The sequence below is a fragment of the Streptomyces sp. WMMC500 genome (assembly GCF_027497195.1).
Lineage (GTDB): Bacteria > Actinomycetota > Actinomycetes > Streptomycetales > Streptomycetaceae > Streptomyces.
In genome coordinates this window covers 2,628,269-2,645,363 of sequence record NZ_CP114905.1, presented here as the reverse complement: position 1 = coordinate 2,645,363, position 17,095 = coordinate 2,628,269, and the positions used below count along the sequence as shown (strand labels likewise).

The 17,095-nt window shown below is 73.2% G+C and carries 15 protein-coding genes; 6 read left to right on the top strand and 9 right to left on the bottom strand.

All coding sequences use genetic code 11. The features are described 5' to 3' along the window. The first annotated feature begins 231 nt into the window (after positions 1 to 231). From O7599_RS10745 to O7599_RS10730, 4 genes are all read left to right on the top strand, one after another. A complete protein-coding gene (locus tag O7599_RS10745; protein ID WP_281621909.1) occupies positions 232 to 756 on the top strand; it encodes an NUDIX domain-containing protein in 525 nt (174 codons plus the stop codon). A 123-nt stretch (positions 757 to 879) separates the two neighbouring features. Then, a complete protein-coding gene (locus O7599_RS10740) occupies positions 880 to 2,118 on the top strand; it encodes a sulfatase-like hydrolase/transferase (RefSeq protein ID WP_281621908.1) in 1,239 nt (412 codons plus the stop codon). Next, the gene (locus O7599_RS10735) at positions 2,115 to 3,533 is read left to right on the top strand and encodes a sulfatase (protein ID WP_281621907.1); all 1,419 of its coding nucleotides are present in this window, start codon (positions 2,115 to 2,117) and stop codon (positions 3,531 to 3,533) included. Before O7599_RS10740 ends, O7599_RS10735 begins: the two co-directional genes overlap by 4 nt. Before the next feature lie 105 nt (positions 3,534 to 3,638). Further along, a complete protein-coding gene (locus O7599_RS10730; protein ID WP_281621906.1) occupies positions 3,639 to 4,541 on the top strand; it encodes an MBL fold metallo-hydrolase in 903 nt (300 codons plus the stop codon). A 70-nt stretch (positions 4,542 to 4,611) separates the two neighbouring features. Here O7599_RS10730 and O7599_RS10725 read toward each other — a convergent pair whose 3' ends face one another. Further along, positions 4,612 to 5,466 (bottom strand): LysR family transcriptional regulator, encoded by an 855-nt coding sequence (locus O7599_RS10725; RefSeq protein ID WP_281623340.1) that lies wholly within the window; start codon positions 5,464 to 5,466, stop codon positions 4,612 to 4,614. A 145-nt stretch (positions 5,467 to 5,611) separates the two neighbouring features. Between O7599_RS10725 and O7599_RS10720 the strand changes: the two genes are divergently transcribed. Continuing rightward, positions 5,612 to 6,493 (top strand): oxidoreductase, encoded by an 882-nt coding sequence (locus O7599_RS10720; protein WP_281621905.1) that lies wholly within the window; start codon positions 5,612 to 5,614, stop codon positions 6,491 to 6,493. A gap of 6 nt (positions 6,494 to 6,499) precedes the next feature. Here the strand turns inward: O7599_RS10720 and O7599_RS10715 are convergent, their stop codons facing one another. The 3 genes from O7599_RS10715 to O7599_RS10705 all read right to left on the bottom strand — a co-directional run bounded on the left by O7599_RS10715 (position 6,500) and on the right by O7599_RS10705 (position 9,656). Beyond that, positions 6,500 to 7,033 (bottom strand): GNAT family N-acetyltransferase, encoded by a 534-nt coding sequence (locus O7599_RS10715; protein WP_281621904.1) that lies wholly within the window; start codon positions 7,031 to 7,033, stop codon positions 6,500 to 6,502. 118 nt (positions 7,034 to 7,151) lie between these two features. Further along, positions 7,152 to 8,705: a DUF6851 domain-containing protein gene (locus O7599_RS10710; RefSeq protein WP_281621903.1), complete on the bottom strand. Its 1,554-nt coding sequence runs from the start codon at positions 8,703 to 8,705 to the stop codon at positions 7,152 to 7,154. Positions 8,706 to 8,921: 216 nt separating this feature from the next. Then, complete coding sequence (locus O7599_RS10705) at positions 8,922 to 9,656, bottom strand: helix-turn-helix domain-containing protein (protein ID WP_281621902.1); 735 nt, start codon at positions 9,654 to 9,656, stop codon at positions 8,922 to 8,924. 146 nt (positions 9,657 to 9,802) lie between these two features. On the opposite strand from O7599_RS10705, the gene O7599_RS10700 reads away from it, so the two are divergent. After that, positions 9,803 to 10,348 carry a lytic polysaccharide monooxygenase auxiliary activity family 9 protein gene (locus tag O7599_RS10700; RefSeq protein ID WP_281621901.1) on the top strand — a complete coding sequence of 182 codons (546 nt, stop codon included), beginning with the start codon at positions 9,803 to 9,805 and terminating at the stop codon, positions 10,346 to 10,348. 165 nt (positions 10,349 to 10,513) lie between these two features. Here the strand turns inward: O7599_RS10700 and O7599_RS10695 are convergent, their stop codons facing one another. The 5 genes from O7599_RS10695 to O7599_RS10675 all read right to left on the bottom strand — a co-directional run bounded on the left by O7599_RS10695 (position 10,514) and on the right by O7599_RS10675 (position 16,972). Beyond that, positions 10,514 to 11,419, bottom strand: coding sequence for a carbohydrate ABC transporter permease (locus O7599_RS10695; RefSeq protein WP_281621900.1), 906 nt, complete (start codon positions 11,417 to 11,419; stop codon positions 10,514 to 10,516). Between the two features lie 4 nt (positions 11,420 to 11,423). Continuing rightward, positions 11,424 to 12,230 (bottom strand): sugar ABC transporter permease, encoded by an 807-nt coding sequence (locus O7599_RS10690; RefSeq protein ID WP_281623339.1) that lies wholly within the window; start codon positions 12,228 to 12,230, stop codon positions 11,424 to 11,426. Positions 12,231 to 12,441: 211 nt separating this feature from the next. Then, entirely contained in the window at positions 12,442 to 13,782 is a 1,341-nt protein-coding gene (locus tag O7599_RS10685; protein WP_281623338.1) for an ABC transporter substrate-binding protein, read from the bottom strand. 221 nt (positions 13,783 to 14,003) lie between these two features. Continuing rightward, on the bottom strand, positions 14,004 to 14,705 hold the full coding sequence (locus O7599_RS10680) for a response regulator (RefSeq protein ID WP_281621899.1): 702 nt from the start codon (positions 14,703 to 14,705) through the stop codon (positions 14,004 to 14,006). After that, entirely contained in the window at positions 14,702 to 16,972 is a 2,271-nt protein-coding gene (locus O7599_RS10675) for an ATP-binding protein (protein WP_348652602.1), read from the bottom strand. The genes O7599_RS10680 and O7599_RS10675 overlap by 4 nt, the downstream gene beginning before the upstream one ends. Positions 16,973 to 17,095 lie beyond the last annotated feature (123 nt).

The window sequence follows — 17,095 nt, the reverse complement described above, 5'->3', positions numbered from 1 at the left end:
CCTCGAACCGGTGTCCCCGGGCATCAGTGTGCAGGGATTGACGCTGACCGACCATCGCGCGCCGGCGGCCCGCTGGGAGGCGTAGTTCAGCGCCGGGCTGCGCGAGGGCAGGCCGCGTTTCCCGCACGTCCGGCTGACCGGGCTCGACCGGGCTCCGGGCGCGCTGCTCGGCCTGCTGGCGGGCCGCCACCTGGGCACGGTACTGGTGGAGATCCCGTAGCAAGGAGAGACATGGAAGAGATCGTCGCCCTGTACGCCCAGGACGTGGTGCCCGGCCGGGTCGTCGGCAGTGCGCCCAGAAGCCGGATGCGTGCGCGGAACCTGCCGCACGCCGCCGTGAAGATCCTCGTCAGGGACGCCTCCGGGCAGGTCTACGTGCATCGCCGCACCGACACCAAGGACGTGTATCCCGGTCTGCACGACGCGTGGGCCGGTGGGGTGATCGCGGCGGGCGAGGAGCCGGACACCGCCGCCGAGCGGGAGTTGGCCGAGGAGCTCGGTGTGAAGGACTGTCCGGTGCGGCTGGTCGACCGGCACTGGTTCACGGACACGCACACCAATTACCTGGCCCATCTCTACGAGGCGGTCTACGAGCCGGCGCGGCACGGCCTGATCGTGCCTCAGGCGGAAGAGGTCGCCGAGGGCCGGTGGCTCGACTGGGACGAGCTCAGGGCGCGGCTGGCCGACCCGGAGTGGCCGTTCGCCCCGGACGGGCGGGCACTGCTGGCCCGCTATGAGCGGGTGCGCGGGGCCTGAGGCCGCCGGCACACTTTCGCCTCTCAGTGGAGAAAGTGTGCACTCTCTCTGCCGAAGGTGTTGGCGGCCCGGTGACAGTCGTCTATGGTCGCCATGTTCCTGTCACGGCAGAGAGGCGGGGTCATGGTGCCACCGAACGTCGTCGTGGTTCTGGCGGACGACCTGGGCGTCGGCGATCTCGGTCCCTACGGCGCGCGCCTCGTCCGTACCCCGGCAACCGACCGGCTGGCGGCCGGCGGTGTCGTCTGCGACGCGATGTACGCCGCCGCCGCGACCGACACGCCCTCGCGCGCCGGCCTGCTCACCGGGCGCTACGGCGCACGGTACGGCCTGCCCGCCTCCACCGGACCCGGCACCGACGCCGGCCTGCCCCCGGAGGCGGTCACCGTCGCGAAGCTGCTCGGGAGCGCGGGCTACGCCACCGGGCTGTTCGGTCAGTGGCGGCTCGGCGCAGGGCCGGGGCGGCACCCGCTCGACCACGGCTTCGACCGGTTCGCGGGCACCCTGTACGGCACCGACGTCACCCCGCTGGCCTGGTACGACGGGCGCACCGCCGTCGTGGACGACGCCGACCCGGCGCTGTCGGTGCGCCACCTCACCGACGCCGCCCTCGACTTCGTCGACGACCACCGCGACGGCCCGTTCCTCGCCGTCCTCTCCCACCTCGGGCCGCACGCCCCCTACCGGGTCGAGCCCCGCTTCCACCGCGCATCGGCCGCCGGCGCCTACGGCGACCTGGTCGAGCAACTCGACCACTACCTCGACGTCCTCCTGCGGCACCTCGACCGCAGGCGGCTGACCCGCCGCACGCTGGTCATCGTCACCAGCGACAACGGCCCGCGCTACGAGGGGCGCACGCAGGAGCGGCGCGGCCGGAAACCCGAGGTCTTCGACGGCGGCGTCCGCGTCCCGTTCGTCGCCTCCTGGCCGTCCGTCACTCGCCGCACCCGCGACCGGACGCCGCGCTCCTTGCTGGACCTGACGCCGTCGCTGTGCGCGCTCGCCGGGGTGGACCCGCCGGAAGGCCTCGACGGCGAGGACATGTCCGCGCTGCTGTCCGGCCGTTCCTCGCCCGGCCGGGGACCGGTCTACCTCTTCTCCGACGAGTGGCTGAACGCCGTGCGCAGCGACCGCTGGAAGCTGCACGTCGCGTTCGGTGCCGGCCGGACCGCGTACATGCCGCAGCTCTTCGACGTCAGGGCCGACGTCCGCGAGGCGTACAACCTGGCCGCGCTCCACCCCGAGGTCGTGGCGAGGCTCCGCGGGCCGCTGGAGGAACTGCGCGATGACGTCGCCGCCGAGGCGGCGGCGCGGAAGGCTGTCGCCGAGGCCGCGGCGCGGAAGGAGACGACGACCGTATGAGCGTCCCGCCCCCCGAAGTCACGCCCGCCGCAGCCGCCGCCGCATCCGCCACCCGGCGCACGGTCCTGAAGGGCTCCGGCGCCGCGGGCCTGGCCGCCGTCGCCGGCGTCACCGCCGCCGCCCCGGCCCGCGGTGCGCAGCCCGCCCCGCCGAACGTCGTGATCGTCTACTGCGACGACCTCGGCTACGGCGACCCCGGCTGCTACGGCTCGCCGCTGGTGCGGACGCCCGCCATCGACGGCATGGCGCGCCGCGGCATGCGGTTCACCGACTTCTACGCGGGCGCCCCCACCTGCACCCCGTCCCGCGCCGCGCTGCTGACCGGCTGCTACGCGCCGCGCGTGAACCTCGCGACCGTGCTCTTCCCCGACCACACGGGCGGACTGTCGACGCGGGAGACCACGCTCGCCACGTACCTCAGGGGCGCGGGCTACGCGACCGCCCACATCGGCAAGTGGCACCTCGGCAACCCCGCCGTCGACCCCCGGCTGCACCCCCTGGAGCACGGCTTCGACCGCTACTTCGGCCTGCCGTACTCCAACGACATGACGCCGTTGCCGCTCTACGACGACCGCGAGATCGTCGCCCAGCCTCCGGACCAGGCGAGCCTGACGCGGCGCTACGCGGAGGAGACGATCGCCTTCGTCCGCGCCCACGCCGACCGGCCGTTCTTCGTCTACCTCGCCATGACCCAGCCGCACGAGCCCCTCGCCTCGGAGTTCGCGGGCCGCTCGGCGGCGGGCCCGCACGGCGACTCGGTGGAGGAGATCGACCACTACGTGGGCGTGCTGCTGGACGAACTCGACGCCCTCGGCGTCCGCGACGACACCTGCGTGATCTTCACCAGCGACAACGGACCGTGGTACGTCGGCAGCGCCGGGGACCTGTACGGCCGCAAGGCGGAGACGTACGAGGGCGGCCAGCGCGTGCCGTTCGTGGTCGAGTGGCCCGCCGCGGTGCCGGCCGGGGTCACCTACCGCCGGCCCACCTCCCTCGTGGACGTCCTCCCGACCCTGCTGGAGGCCGCGGGCGTCGAGCCCGACCCGGACCGCCCCATCGACGGCCGCAGCATCCTGCGTGCCCTGACCACCGGCCGCCCGGTGGACCGCGGCGACATCTTCTACTACGACGACCGGCCCACGCCGTCCGTCGGCAACTGCAACGCCGTGCGCCGCGGCGACTGGAAGCTGCACGTGGGCCGCGTGCCCGGACCGTACTTCACCGGCCGCGCCTTCTCCGCCACCGAGGAGCTGCCGCAGCTCTTCCACCTCGCCCGCGATCCGGGGGAGTGCTACGACCTCTCCCGGCACCACCCCGAACTCGTCGCGACGCTCCGCGCCCGCATCGAGGAGTTCGACGCCGCCCTGCGGGCGGACCACGCCGAGCGCTACGGCCCTCGCCAACGCGAGGAGTAGCACAACTGTCACAGAGCGGGGTGGCTGTCCGGTCTAGGCAATGACCGGACGGCACCACCCACGGCGCCGTCGTGTCTTCGGTCGAGCTCTTCACGAGGAGACGCCATGAAGCTCGCACACCCCGACGTGCACGGACTGGACGAAGCGGTGCCGTCCCGCTACGCGTTGAAGGTCGGCGACATCGACGTGACGGTGATCAGCGACGGGACCATGCAGATCGACGCCGAGACGCTGGCCACCAACGCCGCAAGGGCCGACCTGTCCGCCTGGCTCGGTGAGAACTTCCTGCCGGAGATGCTCGTCTACCCGATCAACGTGGCGGTCGTACGCAGCGGTGGCCGGACCATCCTCGTCGACTCCGGACTGGGGTCGGAGTTCCCGGACTTCCCGCGGGTCGGGCAGTTGGCCAGGCGCCTGGACGCGGCCGGGATCGACCCCGCGTCCGTGACCGACGTGGTCCTCACCCACCTGCACATGGACCACATCGGCGGGCTGCTCGTCGAAGGGCTGCGGGGCCGGCTGCGTACGGACCTGCGGGTCCACCTGGCATCCGCCGAGGCCGAGTTCTGGGAAGCGCCGGACTTCTCCCGCACGGCCATGCCGGCGGCGGTGCCGGCGGTGCTCCGCGCGACCGCCTCGAAGTTCCTGGACGTGTACCGCGGCCAGTTGACGCCGTTCGAGAAGGAGCAGGAGGTGGCGCCGGGGGTGACGATCGTGCGCACGGGCGGCCACACCCCGGGACACAGCATCATCCGCCTGGAGTCCGGCGGCGACCGGCTGACGTTCGCCGGCGACGCCGTGTTCCAGTGCGGGTTCGACCAGCCCGGCTGGTACAACGGCTTCGAACACGACCCCGAGGAGTCGGCCCGTGTCCGGGTCCGTCTCCTGACGGAGATGGCGGCGAGCGGCGAGCAACTGCTGGCGACCCACCTGCCGTTCCCGTCCGTCTGTCACGTGGCGGTCGCCGGCGACGCCTTCCGGTTCGCGCCGATCGTCTGGGACTACTGACCGCGGGTGGAGCGGTGCCCGCGCGGCCGTCGCCGCGGGCATCGCGCCACGACGGCCGGTGCGCCGGGCGTCACAGCCCGGTGGCCGTACGGACCAGCCGCGCCAGGGCGACCGAGCGGCTGTGCGCCGGCCACGCGATGTGGGTGACGACCTGCGGCGCGTCGGTCAGGGGCACGGCGGTGTGCTCGGCCCAGAGCCAGGCGCGGGCGGAGTCCGGGAAGACGGCCGCGGTGCGGCCGAGGGCGATCAACTGGGCCAGTTGCGTCTGGTCGTGGATCTCGGGCCCCGGCCCGGGTGCGTCGCGGGACCAGCGGGCGAGCGGCAGGCCCGGGACGTCGGCGATGTCGGTGAGCGTCAGGGCCGTACGCGCGGCGAGGGGGTGTGCGGCGGGCAGGATGACGATCTGGCCCTCGCTCGTCAGCTCCTCGCTGTCGAAGCCGGCCAGGGTGTGGAACGGCGTGTGCATGAGCGCCACGTCGGCGCGGCCGTCGCGCAGCATCTCGCCCTGTTCGCAGGTGCCGCTGGGCAGCACCTCGACCTCGGCGGCGTCCGGTTCCGCGGCGTAGGCGTCGAGGAGCTTCCGCAGCAGCTCGTGGGACGCGGCGGCCTTCACCGCCAGCACCAGGCGGTTGCGGGACTCCCCCGTCCCGCCCGTCCCGCCCGTGCCGCCCGCGCGGCGGGTGCGGCGGACGGCGGCGGTGGTCGCGTCGAGGGCGGCGCGGCCCTCGTGCAGCAGCATCTCGCCGGCGGCGGTCAGGGCGACTCCGCGGCGGTCGCGCTCCAGCAGGCGGACGCCGAGGCGCCGTTCGAGCTGCTGGATCGCCCGGGACAGCGGTGGCTGGGCGATGCCCAGGCGGGCGGCGGCGCGGCCGAAGTGCAGTTCCTCGGCGACGGCGAGGAAGTAGCGCAGCTCCCGTGTCTCCAGCGTGTCCACGGTGCCAGCGTACGCCGGTGATACCCGCTGGGTATGACAGGTCACCGTGTCGGTATTGGCCGCGCCGCTCGGCGGCGCGCGAGCATCGACGGCACGGGCGGGACAGCCCGCACCGGCCCGACAGGAAAGGCGATCCATGGACATCTCCTCCCCGCAACCGCCCGGCGGCACCTGGACCCTGGGCGATCTGACCGTCACCCGCGTCGGCTACGGCGCCATGCAGCTCGCCGGCCCCGGGGTCATGGGGCCGCCCGCCGACCGCGAGGGCGCGCTCGCCGTCCTGCGCGAGGCGGTGGCCCTGGGGATCACGCACATCGACACGGCCGGCACGTACGGACCGCGCGTGACCAACCGGCTGATCCGCGAGGCGCTCGCCCCCTACCCCGCCTCGCTGCACGTCGTGACCAAGGTCGGCGCGGTGCGCGACCCGCAGGGCGGCTGGCCCCCGGCCCGGCGCCCCGAGGACCTGCGCGGCGCCGTCCGGGAGAACCTGGACGACCTCGGCCTCGACACGCTCGACGTGGTCAACCTCCGCCTCGGCGACGCCCGGGGACCCGTGCCCGGCTCGCTCGCCGAGCCCTTCGAGACCCTGGCCGGACTGAGGCAGATGGGCCTGATCCGCCACCTCGGCGTGAGCAACGCGACGGCCGAGCAGGTCGCCGAGGCGCGGTCGATCGCACCGGTCGTGTGCGTGCAGAACATGTACAACCTCGCCCACCGGCAGGACGACGAGCTGATCGACGAACTCGCCGGCGCGGGCATCGCCTACGTGCCCTTCTTCCCGCTCGGCGGCTTCACTCCGCTGCAGTCCACGGCGCTGTCCGCGGTGGCCACGCGGCTGTCCGCGACGCCGCTGGCGGTCGCGCTGGCGTGGCTGCTGCTGCGGTCGCCGAACATCCTGCTGATTCCCGGCACCTCGTCGGTGGCGCACCTGCGCGAGAACGTCGCGGGCGCGGGGCTCGCCCTCTCCGAGGGGGACATGGCCGAGCTGGACGGGATCGGCAGCCGGACCGGGTGACCCCGGTCAGCCGGCCGTGGGCGCCGTGAGATCGAGCCGCCAGACGGCCTCGCCGTCGTGGACGAGGTCCGTACGCGCCAGCCCCGCGGACGCCGCGACCGCGGCGGAGGCGCGGTGGTCGGGGTGGACGTGCGCGACGACGGCGTGCAGCGGCAGCCCGCGCAGCCTCGCGACGAGACCGCGGGCGGCCTCACCGGCGAAGCCCTGCCCCTGCCAGGGGGTCCCCACCACCCAGGCGACCTCGGCGACGCGGTCCCGGATCGTCACCTGCACGTACCCGCAGAGCGTGCCGTCCGCCCGTATCCGCAGCACCCAGTTGCCCCACACGGTCCCGCCCCCCGGCGCCCCCGCCGCCAACCGCGCGTAGCGCGCCCGCAGTTCCCCGAGGGCGGGCGGCGAGCCGCCGGTGAACGCGTAGAGCGCCGGGTCGGCGAGCACGCCGGCCATCTCGTCGGCGTGCGCGACGTGCAGGGGGAGGAGGTCGAGCCGCGCGGTCCTGACGGGCTCGCCGACGGCGTCGGTCAGTTCGGTGTCCGTCACAACCCCCGGAGGACGCGGATGCGGAAGGCGGAGCCGGACCCCCGGCCCGGGCCCGCGGTCAGCATTGTGCAGCCCGCGGTGCGCGCCCGGTCCGCCGGGGGTCCGCTCGCCGTCGCGCTCAGTCCTTGACGTCGCCCTTGATGTGCCGCTGGACGAACTCGTAGGCCATGTCGCCGAACGGCGTGCCGAACCCGATGGACCTCTCGGTCGTCTTCGTGAAGTGCACGCCTCCCCACACCCGGCTCATGGCGCACTCCTCGACGAACTCCGTCCAGGTGGGGTAGCGCAGCTCGATGTCCTCGGCGGGGACGAGCCCCGGCTCCGTCAGCCCCGAGCCGGCGGGCACCGGCCACGTCCAGTCCAGGACGTCGGAGTCGAGGAAGCGCCGCGCCGCCTGCGCCTCGGCGGCGCACAGCGTGGTGGAGCCGGAGGGGTAGTCCGGGTGGTCGCCCACGGGCAGGTAGCTGGCCCACTCGTCCGCGCGCAGGCGGACCGTTCCCTTGCCGGGCCCGCCCCAGCCCTCCACCTTGCGGCGGCCGTAGACGTGCCGGACCGCGCTGAACGGCCGGACGGCGTCGTACCTGGCCTTCTGGTGCCAGGCGGCGATCAGGTCGTCGAACTGCGCCACGGACGCCGTGAAGAACAGGTGGACCCAGCCGTCCAGGTCCAGGTCATGGGCCATCGCCGCGGCGTACGTGGACTGGCCGACGCCCAGGAACTTGTTGTCGAAGAACTCCGCCTTCGCCTTCTGCTCGTCGGTCAGAGCGGCCGACGCCTCCAGGATCTCGTCCACCGACCGCTTGTAGCGACGGCGGTCGGTGTGGTCGGTGTGGTCCGGCGGGGCGAGCCTGAACCTGGCCGGGTCCCGGAAGGTGTGGGCCTTGACCAGCCGGAACTGCGGGGTGACGAACCGCTGGGTGACCCAGACGGCCTTGTCGCCGGGACCGCCGCCGACGCGCCGGCGGTGCGGGTGCACCGCGGGCTGCCAGCGCGAGGGGTGGGTCAGTTCGTCGGGCCTGTTCACGGACCGGTAGCCGGTGTAGTCCTCGTAGGGCCGGCCGTGGTACTTGCGGCCCACGTCACCGAGGTGGTTCATGCCGTCGCGCAGGCGGTCCCTGATGATGGCCTTGCCGGCGATGTTGCCGATGCCGACCGGACTGGTCGGGTCCTCCGACTCGTCGTCGGGATCCAGGCCGAGCGAGATCATCAACTGGCGCATGCCCTCCAACTGCTCCGGGTCCAGGCCCTTGCGCACCTGGTACCAGCCGTGCAGGCCCGCGATGTTCTTGTTCCTGTTGGTGGTGGACTCGCTCGCGGGGCGGCGGGGGATGCGCGAGTGCACGCCGACCGCGGTCGGGTGGTAGGGCGCCAGCGCGTCGAACCACGAGGTCTGCAGCGCGTGGGTGGTCCAGATCAGGATGGAGGCGTCCATGGGCCCGAAGACCCCCGCGTCCGGCGTGCCGGCCGCCCTGGGGACCAGGTCCCGGATGAAGTTGCCCGTGTCGAAGTCGAATTCTTCGGCCGGCTCCGCTGCCGGGCCGGCGGACCGGTCGGCGGCGGCCGCGCCGGGCCGCCCCCAGGCGGCCAGCGCCACGGCCGACGCGCCGCCGAGCACGAGCGACCTGCGCCGCGGTCCAAAGCCTGAGACGGGGGAGGGTCCGGACGTCGTCATGGGTGTAATCCCTATCTCTGTTCAAGAGGGTGTCGGGCGCGCCCAAGGCGGCATCCCGGGGACGGGCGCGCCTGCGGAACGAGGAGAATCCGGCCATGCGTTCGCCCCGGACCATAACCTGCGGTCCTCGTGAGCCGGTGGTGGATCGCTCGCGCCCTCCTCGTGGACGGAGTTCCGCGGCCCGCGGGGCCGCGGCGGGCCGGTGGCCGGTGGGGGTCAGTTGCGCAGGAGTTCCCAGAAGCGGGGGAGTACCTGCTGCAGGTACGTGGTCAGCCCCGAGGCGGACTCCGAAGCGGACTCCGGGGCGGACTCCCAGGCGGGAACCTCGTCCCAGTTGCGGGCCGCGGCGATCCGGGTCTGGTACTCCTCGTGCAGGGTGCTCAGCGCGCGTTCCAGCGGGCGGCGGGGTAAGCGGGTGAGGCGGGCCACGGGGCGGACCTGGGGCTGCCAGCGGGTGGTGGCCGCGTCGCGGAGGTGGCGGGCCAGGGGTTCGCTGCGACCGGTGAGGTCCAGGAGGTCCGGGAGGGGGAGGCGCAGGAGGTAGGCGAGCCGGGTGGCCTGGGATTCGGTGCCGGGCCAGCGGCCGGTCCGCTCGGCGCTGAGGTAGGTCGCGGGGTCCATCCCGATGTGGCGGGCCACGTCGTCCAGGGGCAGGCCGTGGGCGCGGCGGTGGGCGTGGAGGGAGGTGGAGGACCCCATCAGGTCGGCCGGTCTGCACCACAGGGCGCCGGCCAGGGCGTCGAGTTCGTGGCGGGTGGGGCGGGCGTGGCCCTTCTCCCAGTCGGCCACCGCGGCGGCGGGTACGGCCAGGCCGTACGCGGCGCGCATGCCGTACGCGACGTGGTCGTGTCCGAGGCCCAGCGCGCGGCGTAATCGACGGGCCGCCGCGGGGTCGAAAGGTGGTGGGTGCTCCGGCGGGCCGGCGCCGGAGCCGGGCGCCTTTGTCGTCACACGGTCACCGTAGGTAGTGGGGCGCCCCGTTATCAACCGTGCGTTCCGCCGAAGGTACAGAGAGACGCGTGCGCACTGAAGGGGTTGACGGTGAACGGCCAATGACTAAAGTCTAGACCAATTACCCCCCACGCAAGGAGTGTTGTATGCACCGCAGTACGAAGCGTGCCGGCAAGAGCCGCAAAGCTCTCAAGGCCGCAGTCGTCGGCGCGGGCGCGGCCCCGCTGCTCCTCCTCGCCATCCCCACCCAGCAGGCGAGCGCGCACGGCTGGATCACCAACCCGCCGAGCCGTCAGGACCAGTGTGCCACGGGCACCGTGGAGTGCGGCGCCATCAAGTACGAGCCGCAGAGCGTCGAGGGGCCCAAGGGCCTGACCAGTTGCAGCGGCGGCAACCAGGGCTTCGCCGAGCTCGACGACGACAGCAAGGGCTGGGCCGTGACGAACGTCGGCAGCACCACGACGTTCAACTGGAAGATCACCGCGCGGCACAGCACGAGCACCTGGCAGTACTTCGTCGGTGGCCAGAAGGTGGCGGAGTTCGACGACGGCGGTGCCCAGCCTCCGGCCGAGTTCAGCCACACGGTCAACTTCGGCGGCATCACCGGCAAGCAGAAGGTGCTCGCCGTGTGGAACGTCGCCGACACGGCGAACGCCTTCTACGCCTGCGTCGACGTCAACATCGGCGGCTGACGACCGCCTCGCAGGCCCGTCCCCGCGGCCGCGCCTGACGCGCCTGGCGGGGCAGTCCCCGTCAGGCGCGTCACGCGGTCGCCGCGGGCGGCGGTGGGGGGTCGGCCAGGCCCCGGTCGGCCCTTCACCGCACCCGCCACCGCCGGCGCCGCACCGCCGGTCCTGTCAGCCCTTCACCGCGCCGCCGAGCGCGAAGCCGCCGCCCAGGCGGCGGGCGATCAGCACGTACAGCAGCACCGCGGGCGCCGAGTAGATGATCGAGAACGCGGCCAGCTCCCCGTAGACCACCGACCCCATGTTGCCGAAGAGCTCGAAGATCGAGACGGAGGCCGGCATCTGGTCCGGGCTGAGCAGCAGCATGAAGGGGACGAAGAAGTTCCCCCACATCATGATGAACGAGAAGACCGTCACCACCACGACCCCCGGGCCCATCAGCGGCAGGATGACCCGCACCAGCGCCTGCATCGACGACGCGCCGTCCGTCCAGGCCGCCTCCTCCAGCACCTTCGGCACTCCGTCCATGAAGTTCTTCATCAGCCAGATCGCGAACGGCAGTTGCGAGCTGGCCAGGAAGAACGCCGTGCCGGACATCGTGTCGATGAGGTTGATCTGCACGAACAGCCCGTAGACCGGCACCATGATGGCGGTGATCGGCAGGCTGGTGGTGAAGAGGATCGTCAGCATGAACGGCCGGTTCAGCCGCGAGTGGTAGCGCGACAGCGGATACGCCGCGAGCGCCGCCGCGACGACCGTGATCGCCGTCGCCGAGCCGCACAGGATCAGGCTGTTGAGCAGCGGGCGGAAGGTGATGTCCGTCGTCATCACCGCGTCGAAGTTGTCCCAGGTGACGTCCGTCGGCGGCCGGGCGGTCAGGCCCGAGTCGGAGTCGACGGACGCGAAGAGCAGCCAGGCCAGCGGCAGGACGAACGCGAGCGCCGCGAGCAGCAGGCACAGGTCGGCGGCCAGCCGCCGGGTGTTCCTGCGCGCGCCGAACGTGCCGGCCGGCCCGCGCCTGCGGGGCGCCGGAGGACCGGGCGGCGGGGTGTCGCGGGTGAGCGTGGACGTGGGCATCGGCTCATACCTCCGTACGCAGCATCCGCATGTACACCAGCGAGAACAGGGCGCCCACCAGCAGCAGGAGCAGGGCCACCGCCGTGCCGTAGCCCAGCAGGTTGTTCTTGAACGCCTGCTCGTACATGAACAGCGGCAGCGTCTGGCTGCGGTCACCGGGGCCGCCGCGGGTCATGGCCCAGATCAGCCCGAAGACCGACAGCGTCTGCAGGGTGTTGAGCATCAGGTTGGTGGCGATCGAGCGCCGGATCATCGGCAGCGTGACGTGCCACAGCTTCCGCCAGCCGCCCGCGCCGTCCACCTCCGCCGCCTCCGTGATCTCCTTCGGGATCTCGGAGAGCGCGGCGGAGTAGACGAGCATGGAGAACGCCGTGCCGCGCCAGATGTTGGCGAACGACACCGCCAGGATCGGGAGCGTGTACAGCCAGTTCTGGCTGGGCAGATGGAGCCAGTCGAGGACGGAGTTGAGCGTGCCCTCGCGGCGGAAGAAGGCGTAGAGCAGGAAGCCGGCGACGACCTCGGGCACCACCCAGGCGGTGATGACGATCGCGCCGGTGACGGTGCGCACCGTCTTCGAGGCCCGCTGCATCAGCGACGCCAGCGCGAGCCCGAGCGTGTTCTGCCCGACGATCGACGACAGGATCGTGAACACCAGCGTCAGCCAGACGGCGTTGATGAAGCCCTCGTCGTCGAAGGCGGTACGGAAGTTCTCCAGGCCGACGAACGAGGACTCGGCCTGGCCGGACAACTGCAGGTCGGTGAAGGCGATCCACACGCAGTACGCGATGGGGCCCGCCAGGAAGAGCAGCATCAGGACGACGGAAGGACCCACGGGCAGCGCGCGCAGGAGCGCGCGCAGCACCGAGCGCGGCGGCTGCGGGTGCGTCGGCGGTCCCGTGCGGCGGCGACCGCCGCCCGCCTGCCCGGGGACGCGCGCCGCCGTACCGGCGGCCGCGTCCCGGGGCCCGGCGGGGGCGGGGGTGTGCTTGGTCACGATGGCCTCTCGGGGCTGCGCGCGCCGGCTACTTCTCGACCACCTCGCCGTCGGTGATCGAATCGAGCTGTTCGTCGTAGCCCTTCGCGGCCTCCTCGGCGGAGGCGTCGCCGGTGGTCACCTGCTCCATCGCCTCCTGGATGGCCGTGGAGACCTGCGGGTAGACCGGGAGCGCCGGGCGGTAGTGGGTGTCCTCGACCAGGCCGGTGAAGAACTCGACGCCCGGGACGTACGCCTGGTAGTCGGGGTCGGCGGCGACGTCCTCGCGGACGGCGATCTGGCCGTTGGCGATGGTCAGCCGGGTGTTGTTCTTCCGCGACTGGGCGACCTTCATGAACTCGAAGGCCAGGTCGGGGTTGTTGGCCTTGGCGGGGATGGACCAGGCCCAGCCGCCGGACATGCTGACCCGGCCGGGCGCCTGGCCGTTCTGGGTGGGCATGGCGGCCTGGCCGAGGACCTCCGTCCACTCCGGCCACGGCTTGGGGCCGGTCTCCAGCCAGTTGTTCGACATCCAGGAGCCGTCGAGGTCGATGGCGAGCTTGCCCTCGGGCAGCCACTCGGTGCCGACCTTGGTGCCGACGTTCGGGTCGAGGGCGTCCTGCGGGTCGGGGCCGAGGCCGTCGTTGTAGACGGTGTGCACGAAGTCGAGGGCGTCGGTGAAGCCCTGGCTGCCGGCGACCCACTTCTCGGCCTTCGGGTCGTACAGCGGGTCGGCGCCCGTGCCGTACAGCAGCATCTCGAAGCCCTGCATGGTGGCGGCCTCGCCGACGGGCTTGCCGGTGTAGACGTTCAGGGGGATGACGTCGGGCAGCTCGCGCTTGATGGTGCGGGCGGCTTCCAGGACGTCGTCCCAGGTCTTCGGCTGCCAGTCGACGGGGAGCCCGGCCTCCTTGAAGAGTTCTTTGTTGTACCAGAGCCCGCGGGTGTCGGTGCCGTCCGGGACGCCGTACGTCTTGCCGTCCTGGCCCTGCGCGGCGGTCTTCGCCGTCTCGACGTACTGGCCCCAGTCCTTCCAGTCCTTGAGGTAGTCGTCGAGGGGCGTGAGCAGGCCCGCGGCGATGTCGGAGTTGATCAGGAAGGTGTCCTCGTAGACGAGGTCGGGTGCGGTCTTGGGGGACCGCAGCATCTGCTGGACCTTGGTGTAGTACTGCTCGTCCGGCACTTGAACGGGGATGAGTTCGACCTTCTTGCCGGGGAACTTCTTCTCGAACTCCTTCTTCACCGCTTCGATCTCACGGTCGAAGATCTTGTTCTTGGAGTCGGTGGACTTCTTGAACTGGATTCTGACGGTGTCCGGGTCGCTGCCCGAGTCTCCGCAGGCGGAGAGGGCGGTGGCGGCGAGGACGGCGGTCAGCGCGGCGGCGAGCATGGGGGAAACGGGACGGTGCACGGCGGGACCTCCCTGCGGCTCTGGCGAGATTGCGGTGAAAGTACGGCTGTCCGGATGTCCGGTCAAGGCTCTGGCCGAGACCGCCCTCCATCGGTGACAACGTTGTTATGCCGACGGTTTTCAGCCGCGGGAGGCCGATAACTTTCGCGCGGATTTCGCAACATGGCGGCCCGAAGGGCCTCGGCGGGGTGCCGGGAACGTCAGGAGCGAGCGCCTGACCAGCGGTAACGGAGTTCGGGGCGGCCCACCTGGCCGTACTGCGGGGCGCGGACGGCGTGGCCGGTCTCCGCCAGGTGCTCCAGGTAGCGGCGGGCGGTGATGCGCGACGTGCCGGTGGCCTCGCCGGCGGCGGTGGCCGTGAGGCCGTCGCCGCCCGACCGGCGCAGGGCGTCGGTCACGGCGGCGAGGGTCGGGCCCGACAGCCCCTTGGGCAGCGCGGCCTGCGCCGGCGCGCGGAGCGCCGCGAGCGCGCGGTCCACCTCGTCCTGGCCGCCGGCCTCGCCGACCGCGGCGTGGAACTCGGCGTAGCGGACGAGGCGGTCGCGCAGGGTCGCGAAGGCGAACGGCTTCAGCACGTACTGCACGACGCCCAGGGACACCCCCTCGCGGACCACGGCCAGATCGCGGGCGGAGGTGACGGCGATGACGTCGGCGGCGTGCCCGGCGGCGCGCAGCGAGCGGAGCAGGGCGAGGCCGTGGCCGTCGGGGAGGTAGAGGTCGAGCAGGATCAGGTCGACGGGCACCTGGTCGAGGAGACGGGCCGCCTCGGCCCGCGACCGCGCGGCCCCGGCGACGACGAAGCCGGGCACGCGCTCGACGTAGAGCCGGTGCGCGTCGGCGGCGACGGGGTCGTCCTCGACGACGAGCACGCGGATCGGCGCGGAGCGCCGGGCGGCGGTCATACGGACCCTCGGCGGGGCCCCGGCCGGTGGGGGGTGTGGTCGGCGGGTGCGGCGGCGGTGTTCGGCTTGCTGGTGGGTGTGCGGGGAGTCGAACCCGGGGCGGCGGTGGCCGGATCCGAGCGGTGGTGAGGGCGCGGGGTGTCGGCGGGGTTGCGCGTCGCCGGGACCCGGGCCGGCCCGTCGTCCGCGGGGTTCCGCGGTTCCGCCGCGGCCTCGCGGGCGGGGTGTCGCCCGGCGGACTCGTCCGTGGGCGCCGGGGATCCCGTGGCGACCCCGGTCGCGGCAGCCCGGCCTGCCGTGCCCGGCTCGCCAGGGGGTGTTGCGGCTTCCGCGCCGTGTGGGTCTCGGCGCGGTCCGGCGGTCGGCCCGTCGTCCGCGGGGTCGCGCACCGCGGCGCTACGGACCGCAGCCGCCGGGTCCGCCGCGCCCACCCGATCCGCCGGGTCCGGGCACCCGGCCGCCGGGTCTGCCTGCGCCCGGCGCTTCGCGCCCGGGTCTTCCCGAGCTGCCGGCGGCGAGTCCTCCATGGCCGGCAGGCCGGCCGGGCCGGCCGATGCAGCCCCCGCCCCCGGGGCCCGCGGCAGGCGGGCCGACGGCTCTCCGGCCGGCGGCATCCGGCCGTCCTGTGATCCCGGCCGGCCCAGCGGCAGGCGGACGGTGAACTCCGCGCCGCCGCCCGGGGCCCGGGTCAGCGTCGCCTCGCCGCCGTGGCGGCGGGCCGCCTGGCGGACCAGGGCCAGGCCGAGGCCCCGGCCGCCGGGGCCCGCGCGCTTGGTGGTCCAGCCGCGCTCGAAGACCTCCTCCGCCCGCCGCGGGTCCACCCCCGGGCCGTCGTCCGCGACCCGCAGCAGCAGCTCCCCGTCCGCCGCCCGCGCGGTGATCCGTACCTGCGGCTGCACCCCGTCCCGTATCCCGGACGCCGTCCGGGTCCTCGCACCCTCGGCCGCCGCGTCCACCGCGTTGTCGATCAGGTTGCCCAGCACCGTCACCAGGTCCCGGACCGGCAGCGTCGGCGGCAGCACGCCGTCGTCGATGCGGCTGTCCGGGCTCAGCACCAGCTCCACCCCCTGCTCGTTCGCCTGGGCGGCCTTCCCCAGCAGCAGCGCCGCCAGCACCGGTTCCGTCACCGCGCCCGTCACCCGGTCGGTCAGCGTCTGCGCCAGTTCCAGCTCGGCCGTGGCGAACTCCACGGCCTGCGCCGTCCGCCCCAGCTCGATCAGCGAGACCACCGCGTGCAGCCGGTTCGCCGACTCGTGCGCCTGCGAGCGCAGCGCCTCCGCGAACCCCCGCACCGAGTCCAGCTCGCCCGTCAGCGTCTGCAGCTCCGTGACGTCCCGCAGCGTGACGACCGTGCCGCGGTGCTCGCCGCCCGTGACCGGCGAGGTGTTGACGACCACCGTGCGGTCCCGCGTCAGATGCACCTCGTCGACCCGCGGCCCCGGCGACAGCAGCGCCTCCGTCAGCGGCGACGGCAGCCCGAGGTCCGCGACCCGCCGGCCCACCACCTCGCCGTCCGCGCCCGTGCCCAGCAGCTCCCTGGCACCGTCGTTGACCAGCGCGACCCGCCCCGCGCCGTCGAGCATCAGCAGCCCCTCGCGGACCGCGTGCAGCGTCGCCTGGTGGTAGTCGTGCAGCCGGCTCAGCTCGCCCGCGTTCATACCGTGGGTGTGCCGTCGCAGCCGCGCGTTGATGAGGTACGTCGCGAGCCCCGCCAGCGCCAGCGCGCCCGCCGCGACGTACAGCACGGGCATCAGTTGCCGCCGCACCTCGTCGCTGATCGTCTTGATGGTGATCCCCGCGCTCACCAGCCCGACGATCCGCCCGTCGTCCGCCCGTACCGGCGTGACCACGCGCAGCGACGGGCCGAGCGTGCCGGTGTAGGTCTCGCTGAACGTCTCGCCGCGCAGCGCGCGGTCGGTGTGGCCGAGGAACGCCTCGCCGATCACGTCCGGGTTGGGGTGGGTGAAGCGGGTGCCGTCCGGGGCCATGATCGTGATGAACGTGACCGAGGTGCCCCGCCGGGCGCGCTCGGTGTACGGCTGCAGGAGGTCGGACGGGTTGCCGCCGCCGGTGATCGCCCCGGCCACGCCCGGCGCCGCCGCCACCGACCGGGCCGTGCTCTCCGCCTGCCGGGCCGCCGCCTCCTCCGCGCGGTCGTGCGCCGTGACGTACATGAAGGCCGCCGCGCCCGCGACCATGAGCGTGACCAGCACGACCTGCATCGCGAAGAGCTGGCCGGCCAGGCTGCGGGGACGGGGGAGGCGCATGGACCCAGTGTCGCCGCAGCGGTCACGTGAACGAAATGAACGCAACGGTGACGCCGTCCGCGCCGGCCGACATATTCACCGGGACCGCAGGGACACCGAGCCGTGAGGAGGCAGCGACGTGGC